Source organism: Streptomyces sp. WZ-12 (genome assembly GCF_028898845.1).
Classification (GTDB): Bacteria; Actinomycetota; Actinomycetes; order Streptomycetales; family Streptomycetaceae; genus Streptomyces.
The window spans coordinates 7,554,034-7,568,150 of the sequence record NZ_CP118574.1 but is presented as its reverse complement, the minus strand read 5'-3'; the positions used below and the strand labels follow the sequence as shown (position 1 = coordinate 7,568,150).

The 14,117-nt window shown below is 72.5% G+C and carries 14 protein-coding genes; 6 read left to right on the top strand and 8 right to left on the bottom strand.

Features of this window, described 5'->3' with window-relative positions; genetic code table 11:
• Nucleotides 1–219 precede the first annotated feature (219 nt).
• Entirely contained in the window at nucleotides 220–1,173 is a 954-nt protein-coding gene (locus tag PV796_RS33060) for a LysR family transcriptional regulator (protein WP_274917372.1), read from the bottom strand.
• A gap of 75 nt (nucleotides 1,174–1,248) precedes the next feature.
• Here PV796_RS33060 and PV796_RS33055 point away from each other — a divergent pair, with 75 nt between their 5' ends.
• Nucleotides 1,249–2,253: a DMT family transporter gene (locus PV796_RS33055; RefSeq protein WP_274917371.1), complete on the top strand. Its 1,005-nt coding sequence runs from the start codon at nucleotides 1,249–1,251 to the stop codon at nucleotides 2,251–2,253.
• A 478-nt stretch (nucleotides 2,254–2,731) separates the two neighbouring features.
• Here PV796_RS33055 and PV796_RS33050 read toward each other — a convergent pair whose 3' ends face one another.
• Nucleotides 2,732–4,063 (bottom strand): aminotransferase class I/II-fold pyridoxal phosphate-dependent enzyme, encoded by a 1,332-nt coding sequence (locus PV796_RS33050; protein ID WP_274917369.1) that lies wholly within the window; start codon nucleotides 4,061–4,063, stop codon nucleotides 2,732–2,734.
• 35 nt (nucleotides 4,064–4,098) lie between these two features.
• Here PV796_RS33050 and PV796_RS33045 point away from each other — a divergent pair, with 35 nt between their 5' ends.
• Both PV796_RS33045 and PV796_RS33040 read left to right on the top strand, forming a co-directional pair.
• Nucleotides 4,099–4,767, top strand: coding sequence for a pyridoxamine 5'-phosphate oxidase family protein (locus PV796_RS33045; RefSeq protein WP_274917368.1), 669 nt, complete (start codon nucleotides 4,099–4,101; stop codon nucleotides 4,765–4,767).
• A gap of 9 nt (nucleotides 4,768–4,776) precedes the next feature.
• A complete protein-coding gene (locus PV796_RS33040; RefSeq protein ID WP_274917367.1) occupies nucleotides 4,777–5,454 on the top strand; it encodes an FMN-binding negative transcriptional regulator in 678 nt (225 codons plus the stop codon).
• 129 nt (nucleotides 5,455–5,583) lie between these two features.
• On the opposite strand, the gene PV796_RS33035 is transcribed toward PV796_RS33040, so the two are convergent.
• The gene (locus PV796_RS33035; RefSeq protein ID WP_274917366.1) at nucleotides 5,584–6,603 is read right to left on the bottom strand and encodes an NAD(P)/FAD-dependent oxidoreductase; all 1,020 of its coding nucleotides are present in this window, start codon (nucleotides 6,601–6,603) and stop codon (nucleotides 5,584–5,586) included.
• Between the two features lie 82 nt (nucleotides 6,604–6,685).
• Between PV796_RS33035 and PV796_RS33030 the strand changes: the two genes are divergently transcribed.
• Nucleotides 6,686–7,300, top strand: a complete 615-nt coding sequence (locus tag PV796_RS33030) for a helix-turn-helix domain-containing protein (protein ID WP_274917365.1) — start codon at nucleotides 6,686–6,688, stop codon at nucleotides 7,298–7,300.
• A 244-nt stretch (nucleotides 7,301–7,544) separates the two neighbouring features.
• Here the strand turns inward: PV796_RS33030 and PV796_RS33025 are convergent, their stop codons facing one another.
• From PV796_RS33025 to PV796_RS33015, 3 genes are all read right to left on the bottom strand, one after another.
• Nucleotides 7,545–8,540, bottom strand: a complete 996-nt coding sequence (locus PV796_RS33025) for a DMT family transporter (protein WP_274917363.1) — start codon at nucleotides 8,538–8,540, stop codon at nucleotides 7,545–7,547.
• Between the two features lie 244 nt (nucleotides 8,541–8,784).
• Complete coding sequence (locus PV796_RS33020) at nucleotides 8,785–9,900, bottom strand: EamA family transporter (protein WP_274917362.1); 1,116 nt, start codon at nucleotides 9,898–9,900, stop codon at nucleotides 8,785–8,787.
• A gap of 101 nt (nucleotides 9,901–10,001) precedes the next feature.
• Nucleotides 10,002–10,535, bottom strand: a complete 534-nt coding sequence (locus tag PV796_RS33015; protein ID WP_274917360.1) for a Clp protease N-terminal domain-containing protein — start codon at nucleotides 10,533–10,535, stop codon at nucleotides 10,002–10,004.
• 463 nt (nucleotides 10,536–10,998) lie between these two features.
• Between PV796_RS33015 and PV796_RS33010 the strand changes: the two genes are divergently transcribed.
• On the top strand, nucleotides 10,999–11,427 hold the full coding sequence (locus PV796_RS33010; protein ID WP_274917359.1) for a type II toxin-antitoxin system Rv0910 family toxin: 429 nt from the start codon (nucleotides 10,999–11,001) through the stop codon (nucleotides 11,425–11,427).
• Between the two features lie 51 nt (nucleotides 11,428–11,478).
• On the opposite strand, the gene PV796_RS33005 is transcribed toward PV796_RS33010, so the two are convergent.
• On the bottom strand, nucleotides 11,479–12,102 hold the full coding sequence (locus PV796_RS33005; RefSeq protein WP_274917358.1) for a PadR family transcriptional regulator: 624 nt from the start codon (nucleotides 12,100–12,102) through the stop codon (nucleotides 11,479–11,481).
• A 187-nt stretch (nucleotides 12,103–12,289) separates the two neighbouring features.
• Between PV796_RS33005 and PV796_RS33000 the strand changes: the two genes are divergently transcribed.
• Complete coding sequence (locus PV796_RS33000; protein WP_274917356.1) at nucleotides 12,290–13,111, top strand: PhzF family phenazine biosynthesis protein; 822 nt, start codon at nucleotides 12,290–12,292, stop codon at nucleotides 13,109–13,111.
• A 69-nt stretch (nucleotides 13,112–13,180) separates the two neighbouring features.
• Here the strand turns inward: PV796_RS33000 and PV796_RS32995 are convergent, their stop codons facing one another.
• Nucleotides 13,181–14,023, bottom strand: coding sequence for a CPBP family intramembrane glutamic endopeptidase (locus PV796_RS32995; RefSeq protein ID WP_446750646.1), 843 nt, complete (start codon nucleotides 14,021–14,023; stop codon nucleotides 13,181–13,183).
• Between the last annotated feature and the right edge of the window lie 94 nt (nucleotides 14,024–14,117).

Below are 14,117 nucleotides of genomic sequence, written 5' to 3'. Positions count from 1 at the left end.
CCGGCCTGCACCAGGGCCGTTCGGGTCCCCGCCCTACCAGGGTTGTTCGGCATGCCCGGGGCGATCGGAGGAAGGGCGCGCGGCGGAGCGGCTTGGCGGGGAGGGAGGCGGGGGTGGGGGTGGGGGTGGGGGTGGGCGGGGCGGGGGGGAAGCCCAAGAACTGCGCGCAGCCCCCGCCATCCCACCCAACTCCCTCACCCCACCCACCCCACGGACCGCCTACACCCCACGCCCCGCCCCCGCCGAACGCCTCCCTTCCACTCCTATCCCCGACTCCACGCGCTCGCCGGCCTTCCGCAGCGCCTCCACGGCCGCCCTGATCGAGGGCCGACGATCCGCGTCCGCACGCCAGATCGCGTAGACATGGCGCCGCATCGGGTCACGCACCGGCACCACGCTCACCCCGTCCGGCACCGGCCCCCGCCCCAGCCGCGGCGCGACCGCAACGCCCAACCCCGCCGCGATCAGGGCAAGCTGGGTGTGATGCTCCTCGGCCATGTGCGAGATGCGCGGCTCAACACCCTTGCTCCGTAGCGTGAACATCAACCAGTCATGGCAGAACTCCGCCTGCGGCCAGGAGATCCACTCGTCGTCCGCGAACTCCTCCAGTTCCACGTACCGGCGCCCGGCCAACGGGTGGTCCGACGGCATCGCCACGTCCGAGGGATCGTCGAGCAACGGCGCCTTCGCCAGCCCTTCGGGCACGGGGAGCGGCCGGTTGTACCAGTCGAGAACAACGGCCACATCGACATCGCCCCGCACCACACCACGCACCGACTCGTCCGGCTCCAACTCGTAAAGCCTCGGGCGAAGTTGCGGGTGTTCGGCACGTAGCGCAACGAGCGCGGAGGGGAAGAGCCCACGCGCCGCCGTCGGGAAGGCCCCCATCCGCAGCTCACCCACCGGCTGCCCGCGATGTGCTTCCAACTCAGCCTGAGCCAGCTCCACCTGGGACAGGATCCGCCCGGCATGATCGGCGAGCAACCGTCCGGCATCGGTGAGCCGGACCCCCCGCCCGTTCTTCGCCAGCAGTTGCTGCCCGGTCTCGCGCTCCAGCTTGGCGATCTGCTGCGAGACCGCCGAGGTCGTCACGTGGAGCCCCTCGGCAGCCGCGCTGACCGAACCGTGCCGGGCGATCGCGGACAAGGTCCGGAGGCGATCAAGATTCAACATGTAAGCAATGCTAAGCGATACCTGCCATTAATTCTCGCTTGTGCTACGAATTTGCTTCGCTGCATCGTAGACACCATGAGCACCACCACCGACGCGTCCACCGGATCTCCCGCATCCCCCTCCGCCGCCCCGGCCCCCAGCCCCGCACCCGCCAACCACCGCGATACCCCGCGCCCTCATCCGGACAGGCCCGCACCGCGCCGCGGCAGCGCCTGGCAGGTGCGTTTCGCCCTCCTCTGCCTGGTCTGGGGCTTCAGCTTCCTCTTCATCAAACTGGGCACCGAGGGGTTCGCGCCGCTCCAAGTCACCCTGGGACGCGTGGCGTTCGGCGCGCTGGTGTTGCTGGTGTTCCTCGTCGTCAAGCGCGAACGCCTCCCCCGCTCCGCCCGCACCTGGGGGCACCTCACCGTCGCGGCCTTCCTCCTCAACTCGCTTCCGTTCTCCCTCTTCGCCTACGCCGAGCTGACCATCCCCTCCACCTTGGCCAGCATCTGCAACGCCACCTCGCCGCTGTGGGGCATGCTGCTGTCGATCGTGGCGCTCTCCGAGGACCGGCCCAGCCGGCGCCGGGTCGCGGGCCTCGGACTCGGATTCCTCGGCGTCCTCACCGTCCTCGGCGCCTGGCAGGGCTTCTCCGGGGTCGATCTGACGGGTACCGCCATGGCACTGGGCGCCTCGCTGAGCTACCCCATCGGCTGGATCTACGTCCGGCGCACCCTCGCCCGGGACGAGCACTCGCACCTCGCCATGTCCAGCACCCAACTACTGCTCGCGACTCTCCAACTGGCCGTCGTCACCGCGCTGTTCACCCCGATGCCGACCGCGTTCCCACTCGTCCCCGTGCTCGCCGTCTTCGGCCTGGGCGCACTGGGCACCGGCGTCGCTTTCCTCCTGCAGTACGGCATGGTCGCGGAGGTCGGGCCCACCACGGCCCAGATGGTCACCTACTTCATCCCGGTCATCGCCACCGCGGCCGGCGTGGCACTGCTCGACGAGCACCTCACCTGGAACACACCCGTCGGCGCCCTCATCGTCCTGGCGGGCGCGGCCCTCACCCAGAGCAAGCCCCGTACCCCGTAACCGACCACGATCACCGCCTCGAAGCAGCAGCCCCGGGCCAAGCCGGACACGGCTAAGCCAAACCGAGCAGAGCTGAGGCGAGCAGAGCTGAGGCGAGCCGAGCCGGCGGAAGCTAAACCGGCAGCCCCCAATCCGGCGACTACCACCCAACCCCCGGCCCTCGCCCGGGGGTTAACGCCTTCACCACTCCCCTCAGGCGCGTCCTCCCCCTTCTACGCTCGCCAAGGCTCCCGCCGCCACGTGAGCCCCCCTTTCTTGCTTCCCCCAGCACCAACACCCCCGCCTAAGGCCGCGCGCTTGGCCATCAGCCGACGCCTTCGGCGACACACCTCTCCTTTCCCTCCCCCCCGGGGGTCCCCCATCCCACCCGCCACCACCACCTCACCAACACACCCGCACCTCACCCTCCGGCCCACCATCGACGCCCACCCCACCCCGGCCTTCCTACGGCGCCCAGCCCCCACCCCGCGCCCACTCCTCACTCATACCGCCGCGCCTCCCCCGCCCCCCTGGCCTCGGCGACCGCGTCGGCGAGGGGGACGGTGTCGTCGGCGGTGAGGCCGGAGACGGTGATTCGGATGCCAGGGGGTGACTGCATGCGGAAGCGGGCGCCGGGGGCGACCGCCCAGCCGGAGTGCAGGAGGCGGGCCACCGCGCTGGTCTCGTCGGGGACCGGTACCCAGACGTTCATCCCGCTGCGGCCGTGGGCCCGTACCCCGCGCTGCTCCAGAGCCTGTATGAGCGCGTCGCGACGCTCGCCGTAGGCGGCTGCGACCGCGGTGGGGTCGATCGCGGACGTTCTCCAGAGGTGGACGACGGCGCGTTGGAGCAGGTGGCTCACCCAGCCGGGGCCGAGGCGCTGGCGTCCTCGGACCCGGTCGACGGTGACGGTGTCGCCGGTGAGGGCGGCCAGGCGCAGGTCGGGACCGTATGCCTTGGCCGTCGAGCGGACCAGGACCCAGTGGTCGGTGACACCGGAGAGGCGGTGCAGCGGGAGGTCGACTATGCCGTGGCCGTGGTCGTCCTCGATGAGGAGCACTCCGGGGTGCCCGGCCAGGAGGGTGCGGAGCTCGGCGGCGCGGGGGGCGCTGATGGCGGCGCCCGTGGGGTTCTGCGCGCGGTCGGTGACGACCACCGCGCGGACCCCCTGCTTGAGCGCCGCCGCCAGCCGGTCGGGCATCGGGCCGTCGTCGTCCACCCCGACGGGTACGGGGCGCAGGCTGAGTGCCGGGATGAGGTCCAACAGGCTGCCCCAGCCCGGGTCTTCGACCGCTACCGCGTCGCCGGGGCGCAAGTGTGCCGCGAGGACGCGCTCGATGGCGTCGAGCGAACCGCTGGCGACGGCGATGGGACCTTCGGGCAGCCCGGCACGGAGGAAGGCGGCTCGGGCGAGCGCCTCGAAGTCGTCGTCAACGGCGGGCATGCCGTAGAGGACGGGGCGGTGTGCGTTGCGCGCGGCGGCTTCGGCGAATGCTTCCCCAAGGGAGGGGAGCAGGGCCGGGTCGGGGTTGCCGTCGGCGACGTTCCGGACGCCGGGGGGTGCCACCACCCGCACCGCCTCGCGCGAGGTGCTGGCGGGTCGGGGGCGGACTCGGCTGCCGCGCCGGCCGGCCGTCTCGATCACTCCGCGGTCGCGGAGCGTGCGATATGCGGCCGCGACCGTGTTGGGGTTCACCTCCAGATAGACGGCCAACTCCCTGAGCGGGGGCAGGACTTCGCCTGGTTGGAGCTCGCCCGCACCGACGGCTCGCTCAACACTTGCGGCAATTTCCGATGCGCGCCGCCCTTCGATCCGATACTCTCCTAGCACAAAGTTGATTATGCACTAGTGCAATGGAGTTGGCAATGACCGAGGCAAAGTCTTTCGCCGCGACGGACCGCACCGTCCCGACCCGGGCCCGGGAGCGTGCCAGCTACGACGAGGCCACGGTGCACGCGATCCTCGACGAGGGCTACGTCTGCCACCTCGGCTTCGTCCGCGACGGCGCCCCGGTCGTCCTGCCGACCCTCTACGCCCGGGTCGACGACCACCTCTACCTCCACGGTTCGACCGGCTCGCGCCCGCTGCGGATGACCGGCGAGCGGGGCACCGATCCCGGCCTCCCGGTCTGCGTCACCGTCACCCACGTCGACGGCCTGGTCCTCGCCAGGTCCGCGTTCCACCACTCCATCAACTACCGCAGCGTCGTCGCCCACGGCACCGCCCACCAGGTCACCGACCCGGACGAGAAGACGGCCGCGCTCGACGCCCTCGTCGAGCACGTCCTGCCCGGCCGCGCCGCGGACTCCCGCCCCGCCAACGCCAAGGAGTTGGCCGCGACGGCGGTGATCCGCCTCGATCTGCGCGAGGTCTCCGCGAAGATCCGCACCGGCGGCCCCAGCGACGAGCCCGAGGACCTCGGCCTGCCCCACTGGAGCGGCGTGCTCCCCGTCTCCCCCGTGTACGGTGCGCCGATAGCGGCCGATGACCTCGCTCCCGGTATCCCCACGCCGGACTACCTCTCCGCCCGCTGAGGAGCCTCGATGCTCATCCACCCCTGGGACGCCCCCACCGACGACGCCGAATGGCAGGAGTGGCTGGCCGGGCACGACTTCGGGCAGCTCGCCGTCAACGGCGCCCCCGGAGAGCCTCCGTGGGTCCAGCCGCTGCACTTCGCCTACGACCCCGCCCACCGCGAGGCCGTCACCCACCTCGCCCGCCCGAACCCCATCTGGTCCGCGTTGCAGGACCGACCGACGGTCCTGCTCAGCGTCGTCGACGACTACACCTTCATCCCCGGCCCCTGGCAGGCGAACGAGGACCAGCCGCCCGAGCACGGCGTCCCCACCAGCTTCTACGCGGCGGCCCAACTCATCTGCACCGCACACGTTGTGGACGACCTGGAGACCAAGGCCACGCTGTTGCAGCGGCAGATGGCGCACTTCCAGCCGGACGGCGGCTCGGCCCAGGTAGTCGCCGGCGAGGCCCCCTACGGGCGGCAGTTGCCCGGCATCCGTGGACTGCGCCTCGAAGTGCACGACATACGGGCGAAGTTCAAGTACGGCGGCAAGCGGAGCGAGACGGTCCAGCACCGCATCTCGGAGCGGCTCGCCGACCGGAACGGCCCCGGCGACGTCGCGGCCCGCCGCCACCAACTGCGCCGCCTCGCGGCCGCCCGCAATGCCGCACCCGCGACGGACGGGCCGGACACACGGCACTAGCTAGGCGGTTCCGGTTCAGCCCGGGCCACATCGACCTGGCCCGGCCCGTAGGAGTGCACCCGACGAGCGCCCCCGGAGAGCTGCCCGCTCCCCGGGGCGCCTTGGCCCCTCCTCGCCCCGCCCCTCCCGTCAGCGACCCGCGCCGGCCCGCGCCCGGCGGTCCGCCACTGCCCGTTCGACCTCCTCCTCCACCAGATCGAGATTGAGGGTGAAGGCGGCGGACGTCCCCATTCCGGCGGCCGTCACCACCTGGGCGCGTGGGTCGACCACGTTCCCCGCGGCCCACACCCCGGGCACGCTGGTCCGCCCCGATGGATCGGTGATCACCCGACCGTCCTCGTTGCGGGCGCAGCCGAGTTCGGTGAGCAGGGCGTCCCGCGGCACCATCCGCGGGACGACGTAGACCGCGGCGCGCGGCACCACCCGCCCCTCGGCGAGTTCGACGCCGCGCAGCCGGTCGTCCTCGATCACCAGCCGCTTGACCGTTCCCTCGACGCTCCGCACGCCGCGTGCCGCCAGGCGCTCCCGCTCGTCGTCCGTCGGGGCCAGGTCGTGCGGGAAGAAGACGACGTCGTCGGACCACTGTCGCAGCAGCAACGCCTGGTGGATCGCGCCGGGGTGGGTGCCCAGCACCCCGAGCGGCTGGTCGCGCACCTCGTAGCCGTGGCAGTACGGGCAGTGCAGCAGGTCCCGGCCCCAGCGCTCCCGTATTCCGGGGATTTCGGGGAGTTCGTCGCGCAGTCCGGTGGCCACCAGGACGCGGCGGGCCCGGAGCTCGGGGCCGCCCGCGAGCCGTACGCCGAGGTCGGGGGTGAGCCCGGCGACGTGCCCGGTGATGATCTCGGCCCCATAGGTGGCCAGTTCGGCCCGACCGACCTCCAGGAGGGCCGCGGGTGTCATGCCGTCCCGGCTGAGGAAGCCGTGCATCCGATGCGCCGGTGCGTTGCGCGGCGCTCCGCCGTCGATCACGGTGACCCGTCGGCGGGCCCGGGCCAGGACCAGCGCCGCGTTGAGTCCGGCGGCGCCGGCCCCGATGACCACGACGTCCCGGTCCGTCTCACCGGCCGGGACGCCCTCGCGGTGCGCCGCGGCCGCTTCGTCCGTGTCGCTCTCCGGCCCCGTCTCGGGGCGGTTGTTCGTCTCGCTCATCGCGATCACCTCCGCCCACAGGCTGCGCGACCCGTCGCCGTCGCAGCAATCTTTGTTGCCAAATTCGGGAACGAGCGGTGCAATGGGCGATGTGGAACACACTGCTGCCATTTCCCAGGCCCTCGCCGAGGTCGGCCCACGTCTCAAGCGGTTGCGGACGGAGCGCGGTGTGACGCTGTCCGCCCTGGCGGAGGCCACCGGGATCTCCAAGAGCACCCTGTCCCGTCTGGAGTCCGGTCAGCGCCGCCCCAGTCTGGAGCTGCTGCTCCCCATCGCGCAGGCCCATCAGGTGCCCTTGGACGAGCTGGTCGGGGCGCCCGAGGTCGGCGATCCGCGGATCCGCTTGAAGCCGCGGCAGTTGAACGGCTCCACGGTGCTGCCGCTGACCCGCCACCCCGGCCCGTTGCAGACGTTCAAGATGGTCATCCCGGCCGAGCGCCGCACCCCGGAGCCGTGCACACACGAGGGCTACGAGTGGCTGTATGTGCTGGCGGGGCGGCTGCGGTTGGTGTTGGCCGATCATGACCTGGTGATGGGGGCCGGCGAGGCCGCCGAGTTCGACACCCGGTTGCCGCACTGGTTCGGGAGCACCGGGGACGGGCCGGTGGAGGTGCTCAGCCTCTTCGGACGGCAGGGCGAGCGCATCCACGTGCGCGCCAAGCCCCGGTCGCGCGCGGCGGACGCCGACGAGCAGTGAGCGCGGGAGCGGGAAGCCGAGAGCGGAACGCCCCCAACTCGCCCGAGAGTCCGCCGGTTTGTGGCCCCACCGCCTCACCCGGGCCTTCCGCGCACACGGTTGCGCCCGAGCGGACGGGGGAGCTCACGCCCCCCAAACGGGAACGCGTCCCGGCGGCCGGCCCTACAGACACCGCAGGTCCCACAGGCCCCATGAACCCCCAGGTCCGGTAGTCCCCGCCCTCGTAGGACCAGCCACCCCGCCACTACCCCAGTTGACGGCGGACCCGACCCCGCTCTCGGCGGCGCCCCCGGCCCCCACCCCGCGCCTCCGTCACCGCGAGCCCCCCGACGGCCGTCAGCAGGACCGTGGTGCCGGCCACCGTCGCCGCGGTGAGCCGTTCCCCGAGGAACAGCACCGCGACGGCCGCCGCCGAGACCGGTTCGATCAGGGAGACCACCGAAGCGGTCGCGGCCCGTACGGCGGCCAGGCCGGCGAAGTAGAGGCCGTAGGCGAGGGCGGTGGGGACGGCGGCGATGTAGCCGAGGAGGGACAGGCTGCGCCCCAGGTCGTGGGCGTGCGGCCAGAGCCCCTCGGCCGCGGCGAGGGGCAGCAGGCACAGCGCGCCGGCCGCGAACGCGCCGGCCGTTGCGGCGTAGGGATCGTTGCCGCCGCCCCTGCCGAGTCGGCGGGTGGTCAGGGTCAGCACCGCGCAGCCGGCGGCGGAGAGCAGGGCGTAACCGACGCCGGCCGGGCAGACGGTGGCGGTGCCGTCGCCGCCGACGACGAGGACGAGCAGGCCGGTCAGTGCCCCGGCGACGGCCAAGATGCCGCCGACGCCCAGCCGTTCGCCCATGGTGAAGCGCGCTCCGACGGCGATGAGGACGGGGCCGGCGCCCATGGTGACGACGGTGCCGACGGCCAGGCCGGTGGCTTCCACCGAGGCGAAGTAGGCGGCTTGGAAGACGGCGAGGGCGAGGCCGGTGACCGCGAGCCGCGCGGCGCGGCGGCGGAGCGGCTCGGTGGGGAGCGGGGTGGCTCCGTGCGCGGCGCTGGTGCGGTGTCGCCGCACCGCCCGTACGGCGAGCAGGAGCAGCAGGCCACCGAAGGTGCGCCAGAAGGTGAGGGCGAGGGGGCCGAGCCCGCTGCCCCGGTAGAGGCGGGCGGCGGCCGCGCCGGCGGTACCCCAGGCGGTGGCGGCGAGCGAGACGTAGGCCAGCCCCCGGCCCACGGGCAGGGCGGAGTGAGGTGTGGTGTGCATGGGAGGTGTGCTCCGGGAAATCCATGGCGGCGCGCTGCGCCGCTCAGTGGTCGCGTGGTCCCGTATGCGGGCAGCGTCGACCGGCTCGGGGCTCAGCCCGGGCCGGGATTTCCTCGGTGGTCGCCGCCCGCTCTAGGCGGCAGGCGGGGACAGCACGGTCGAGTACATGATCACGAGCCTATGTCGTGGGCGAATCGGTCGGCAAGCCATCCACAGGCGGCGCCTGGAGGGGAGCCGTCGGCCTCTAAGGGCCTTTGGTGCGCAGCGCGTTGGGGGTGGTGTCGGTGTCCGTGACGGGTGTTCCTCCGGAGGCCACTGTGACGGAGCCGTTCCCGTCCCGCTTGGCCGCCGGCTTGGCCAACTGCGCGATGAAGGCACCGATCAGGACCACCGCGCCGCCCGCGATCTGGGCCGCGGAGAGGTGTTCGCCGAGCAGCACCCAGGCGAGCACGGTGGCGATCACCGCTTCCAGGCAGGCGACGACGCCGGCGACCTGCGGGGAGAGCCGCCGGACCGACACCACGCCGGTGAGGTACGCGGCGACCGTCGCGACCAGCACGATCCAGGCGAGCAGCAACACGGCGGGGACCGCGGCGTCGTTGAGGTCCGCGGTGCCGCGCAGCACCGACCAGTGCATGCTCCAGGGGCGGGCGACGAGGGTGAGGACGACCGCACCGATCAACAGGCCGTAGGCGATCACGCCGAGCGGGTCCGGTGCCGCGTCGGCGTCGCCGTCCGTGCCGTGGTCGGACAGGACGAAGTAGCCGACCTGGCAGCAGGCCGCGCCGAGGGCGAGGGCCAGTCCGAGGGGGTCGAGGCTGAGCCCGGACCACACCTCGACGACGCAGGCCAGACCGCCGACGGCCAGCACCGCGCCGAGCGCGGCGGCGCGGGTCACGGGCCGCTTCTGCACGAAGCGCACCCACCCCAGCACCAGGGCGGGGGCGAGGTATTCGATGAGCAGCGCGACTCCGACGGGGATGCGGGAGAGCGCGGCGAAGTAGCAGGCTTGGACGCCGGCGACGGCCAGCAGACCGAAGCCGACGAGGAGCGCGGGCCGGCGGCGCGGCAGATCGCGGTGGCGCCAGGCGACGGGGAGCATCACCAACGCGGCGCCGGCCACCCGCAGCCAGGTGACGTGCAGCGGTTCGAGGCCGGCGGTGATCAGCGGCTTGGCGGCGACGCCGGAACCGCCGAATGCGAGCGCGGAGAGCAGGGCGATGCCGAGCCCGGCGCCGCGCCCGGTGGGCCGGTCGGCGTCCGGGCCGACGGTGGCCGGCTGTTGGGTCCCCCAGGACCCGGAGGTTCCCTGGGCCGGGCCGGCCATGTGACCCGCCGAGCTCCCCGATGAGGCGTGCATCGGGTCATCATGACAGCCGTGATCAGCAGCGTCATCTCTCAACGCCCCTGTCTCACAAGGCGATACGGGCAGGGGGTGAGGGCGGTGTGGGGCCGGGTCGGTCAGACCGGTTCGGGACGCTGGTCGCCGTCGAGGCGGGCGGCGAGCCGGGTGGTGTCCACGGAGGCGCGGCGCAGGACCTCGACGGCCCGGGATTCGGGGTCGTCCACGAGGGCGGCGAGGAGGTCGAGGCAGTCGGCGCGGGTGTCGTAGCGGGCGTGGGCGCGGTCGAGCGCGCCGTCCATCGCGGCGGCCGCGGCCGGCGACCATCCGGGGACGCCGCCCTCGCCGACCATGGGGACCGCGCCGGAGTCCTCGACGGTGCCGTGCCATTGCAGGCCGTAGCCGATGCTGCGCTGGACGAGATAGCCGAGGAGCCGGGCGACCTGGGTGCCGTCCTCGAAGACCTCGCGGACCGCAGGGTCCCACTCCAGGAGCCCGTGCAGCAGGTGCGCGGTGTCGACCTGGCGGTCGCCGTCGCGGGTGGCCCGTCTGCGGGCAGCGGAAACCACCGACGCCAGCTCCACGGTGAGCAGGCTGTCGGGGTGTTCCTGGGCGGAGTGGTCCCCGCCGCTGTACGCAGTACGGTTTTGCACAGCCCCACCCCACCAGTCCGCGAAGGCCGGAGCATCCCCGGCGGGAAGCATTTGCGCATCCCACCCTGGTTGGGGAAGCCCACACAAGATCTCATCCTTACGGAGGATATGCGGAGAGATCATGAAGGTCGGGCCTTCCATCCCATACAGGCACAGGCCCCCTCCCCCTCCCCGCCGAACCGCGCGCGGCAACCAGCGGCCCCGCCCCAGCCCCCTCTCCCCGCAGCCTGCCGGCGGACCTCCGTTCGCCCAGGTCAACGAGCCAACAACGCGGAGGAACCTGCCTCGGAGTCATCAGCGCCACCCCGATACCCCACGCCCCGGCGCCTCAGGCAACAGCCCGACGCCCCACAACAGAACTGATTCCCCGTCAGCAATTCCGAACCGTCACCCTTGCACCTTCACCCCCGCCCCGCTACGTTCCGCGCACCAGCCAGGACGCCGTCACCGAAGGGGTGCCCGCATGGCCGATGTCACCGCCCAGGCCCGGATCGAGGCACCGACCGAGAGGCTCTGGGACCGGCTCACCGACTTCGACTCCTACGGACAGTGGAACGCCACCCACACCAACTTCCCGCACGGCGGCCCGCACCCCCTGGAGGTGGGCGCGACCTACGCGGAGAACATGAAGCTGATGGGCTTCCCGGCGGAAGTGGCATGGTCCGTGCGGGAGTTGGAGCCTGGCCGGCTGCTCGCCGTTCACGGCAAGGGACCGATGGGCGTCAGTCTCGGCATGCGCTATGAACTAACGCCCGACGGCGGGGCGACCTCGATCCGGATCGACGGCTCCTTCACCGGCGCCGCGGTCTCTCTGATGGCGGCCAAGCTGAAGGACTCGGCGGGCGCCGCGCTGGAGGAGTCCCTGCGCAAGCTGGCCGGCCTGGTGACCTGAGCCGCCGGGGCGACGACACCCTCCGGCGTCGCCACCCCGACCCGTCGCACCTCAGTCCTCCTCGGCGAGGATCAGATACAGCTCCTTGCGGGCCTTGTTGACCACCGCCATGGCCTTCTCCCGCTGCTCGGGACTGCCGGTGGCCCACACCTGACGGAACGCCTCGACGAGACCGCCGCCCGCCTTGCGTATCTCGTTCATCGCCTCCCAGTCGACGCCGCGGCCGGCGTCCTCCCAGGGGGCGTCGGAGCCGTCGTCCGCCTCGGCGCGCCCCTCGTCGGTCAGCGAGAACAGCTTCTTGCCGCCCTCACTGGCGCTGGTGATCAGCCCCTCGTCCTCCAGCAGTTGGAGGGTGGGGTAGACCGAGCCGGGGCTGGGCTTCCACGCCCCGCCGCTGCGCTCGGCGATCTCCTGGATCATCTCGTAGCCGTGCATCGGGCGATCCTTGAGCAGCGCCAGTATCGAGGCGCGCACATCGCCGCGCCGGGCCCGGCCGCGCGGCCCCCCGCGTCCTCGACCACCCCCGAAGGGCGGGCCTCCGAACGGCGGGCCGAAGCCACCGAAGGAGGAGCGGCGACGCTCGAAGCCGCCGAACTCCCCGCGCTCGCCACGGCGTCCGGGGCCGTAGTTCTCGTGCCGGTGGTCGCGTCCGTGCTCGTATCCCTGGGAACGCATGGTGCGCCCTCCTTCTCGTCGTCAGTGCATCACGCACGTTCTATCGCTCGCGATCGCTGACCGATCGCGATGCTTCAACGATATATCGAGACTGTTCGCCGAACAAGGGTCCGCCTGAAATTTCCGGGTCCAATTCCCTGGGATTGGCCTTGGCCTGCGGCTTTGCCCCGCACCTAGGCTCCGGACCATGAGGATCCGCATCGTCGACGCCTTCACCTACCATCCGTTCGCCGGCAACCCCGCGGGGGTCGTCCTGCTCGACGCCGCCGCCTTCCCCGAAGACGACTGGCTCCAGCACGTCGCCACCGAGGTCAATCTGTCCGAAACCGCCTTCGCGCACCCGCTGCCCCCGGGCGGCGACGCCGACTGGGCGCTCCGCTGGCTCACCCCCACCGCCGAGGTCACCATGTGCGGGCACGCCACCATGGCCACCGCACACGTGCTGCACACCACGGGCACGGCCACCGGCGCCGTCCGCTTCCGCACCCGCAGCGGCGTGCTGATCACCACCGCCGACGGCGACGGCTCGATCGCCATGGACTTCCCCACCGCCCCGCTGACTCCCGTTGACGTGCCGGACGCCGTCGCCCGGGCGCTCGGCGCCGAGATCCGCTCCGCCCACGACACCGGCCCCAACGTCGGCGACCTGCTGGTCGAGTTGGCCGACGAGAAGTCCGTGCGCGCGCTGTCACCGGACCTGCCGCTGCTGGCCGGGCACGGCGGGCGGGGCGTGATCGCCACCGCCCGCGCCGAAGACCCCGACGGCGGCTACGACTTCGTCTCCCGCGGCTTCTTCCCCTGTGTGGGCGTCGACGAGGACCCGGTCACCGGTAGCGCGCACACCGCGCTCGCCCCCTTCTGGTCGGCGCGCCTGGGCCGCGCCAACCTGGTCGGCCGCCAAGGCGGCGCCCGGACCGGGCTCGTCCGCACCGAACTGCGCGGCGAGCGCACGCTGTTGACCGGCTCGGCGGTGACCGTCATCGACGGTGAACTGCTCGCCACCGCCTGACACCGCCCCGGTACGGCACGGGGCGGGGGCCATCTGGCCGCCCGCCCCGTACTCCGGTTTCCCGTCCGCTCACACCGTGGGCAGCCAGGACACGTGCCCCGCCAGCAACGCGTAGCCCAGGAACGCCACGATGTCGATCAGCGCGTGCGCCGCGACCAGTGGCCCGACCCGGCCCCAACGCCGGTACACCAGGGCGAAGATCACGCCCATCACCATGTTGCCGAAGAAACCGCCGATGCCCTGGTAGAGGTGGTAGGAGCCGCGCAGCACCGAACTGGCGGCCACCGCCGCCCAGGGTGCCCAGCCCAGTTGCCCCAGTCGGCGCAGCAGATAGCCGACGACGATGACCTCTTCCAGGACAGCGTTCTGCACCGCGGAAGCGATCAACACCGGGATCTTCCACCACACCTCGGGCAGCGCCTCGGGCACCACCGTCAGATTGGCCCCGGCCGCCTGCGCTCCCAGATAGAGCAGCAGCCCGCTGCCCCCGATGAGCGCGGCCAGTCCGGCGCCCATCCCCAGGTCGAAGCCGGGCCGCCGCCGGTCGAAGCCGATGGCGCGCAGCCCGCCGGCCCGCTCCCGGAGCAGCAGATGGGCCACCAGCACGACCGGGACCAGGGCCGTCGCGATCCCGAACAACTGCCAGGCCAGATCCAGCCAGGGCCGGCCGGGCGCGTGCGAGGCGTTGAGCGTCGCCGCCTGGTGTTTGAGTCCGCCGGGCCTGGTCAGCGACCCGACCAAGCTGATGAGCGCGGAGACCGCGCTGGCTCCCAGGGAGAGCGCCAGGACGATCAGCGTCTCGTTGCGCAACATGCTCCGGGCCGGCTCCCCGGCCGTCGTCACGGGGCGCCCCGAGCCGTCGCCGGCGCCCGGAACGTCGGCGTCCGCCACGGGACTCGCATCCGACTGCAAAGGTTCCTCCACTTCCGCGATACCGCCTCTTCACCACCGTCGCCCCACCAGGGTCTCGAAAGCAGGTGCGAAGATCGCGCGCGACAGGCCGGCG

Bases quoted from the DNA above. Each gene is read 5' to 3' on its own strand.
- PV796_RS33060 (WP_274917372.1), bottom strand. From the start codon at position 1,173: ATGTTGAATCTTGATCGCCTCCGGACCTTGTCCGCGATCGCCCGGCAC.
- PV796_RS33055 (WP_274917371.1), top strand. From the start codon at position 1,249: ATGAGCACCACCACCGACGCGTCCACCGGATCTCCCGCATCCCCCTCC.
- PV796_RS33045 (WP_274917368.1), top strand. From the start codon at position 4,099: ATGACCGAGGCAAAGTCTTTCGCCGCGACGGACCGCACCGTCCCGACC.
- PV796_RS33040 (WP_274917367.1), top strand. From the start codon at position 4,777: ATGCTCATCCACCCCTGGGACGCCCCCACCGACGACGCCGAATGGCAG.
- PV796_RS33035 (WP_274917366.1), bottom strand. From the start codon at position 6,603: ATGAGCGAGACGAACAACCGCCCCGAGACGGGGCCGGAGAGCGACACG.
- PV796_RS33030 (WP_274917365.1), top strand. From the start codon at position 6,686: ATGGGCGATGTGGAACACACTGCTGCCATTTCCCAGGCCCTCGCCGAG.
- PV796_RS33025 (WP_274917363.1), bottom strand. From the start codon at position 8,540: ATGCACACCACACCTCACTCCGCCCTGCCCGTGGGCCGGGGGCTGGCC.
- PV796_RS33020 (WP_274917362.1), bottom strand. From the start codon at position 9,900: ATGCACGCCTCATCGGGGAGCTCGGCGGGTCACATGGCCGGCCCGGCC.
- PV796_RS33010 (WP_274917359.1), top strand. From the start codon at position 10,999: ATGGCCGATGTCACCGCCCAGGCCCGGATCGAGGCACCGACCGAGAGG.
- PV796_RS33005 (WP_274917358.1), bottom strand. From the start codon at position 12,102: ATGCGTTCCCAGGGATACGAGCACGGACGCGACCACCGGCACGAGAAC.
- PV796_RS33000 (WP_274917356.1), top strand. From the start codon at position 12,290: ATGAGGATCCGCATCGTCGACGCCTTCACCTACCATCCGTTCGCCGGC.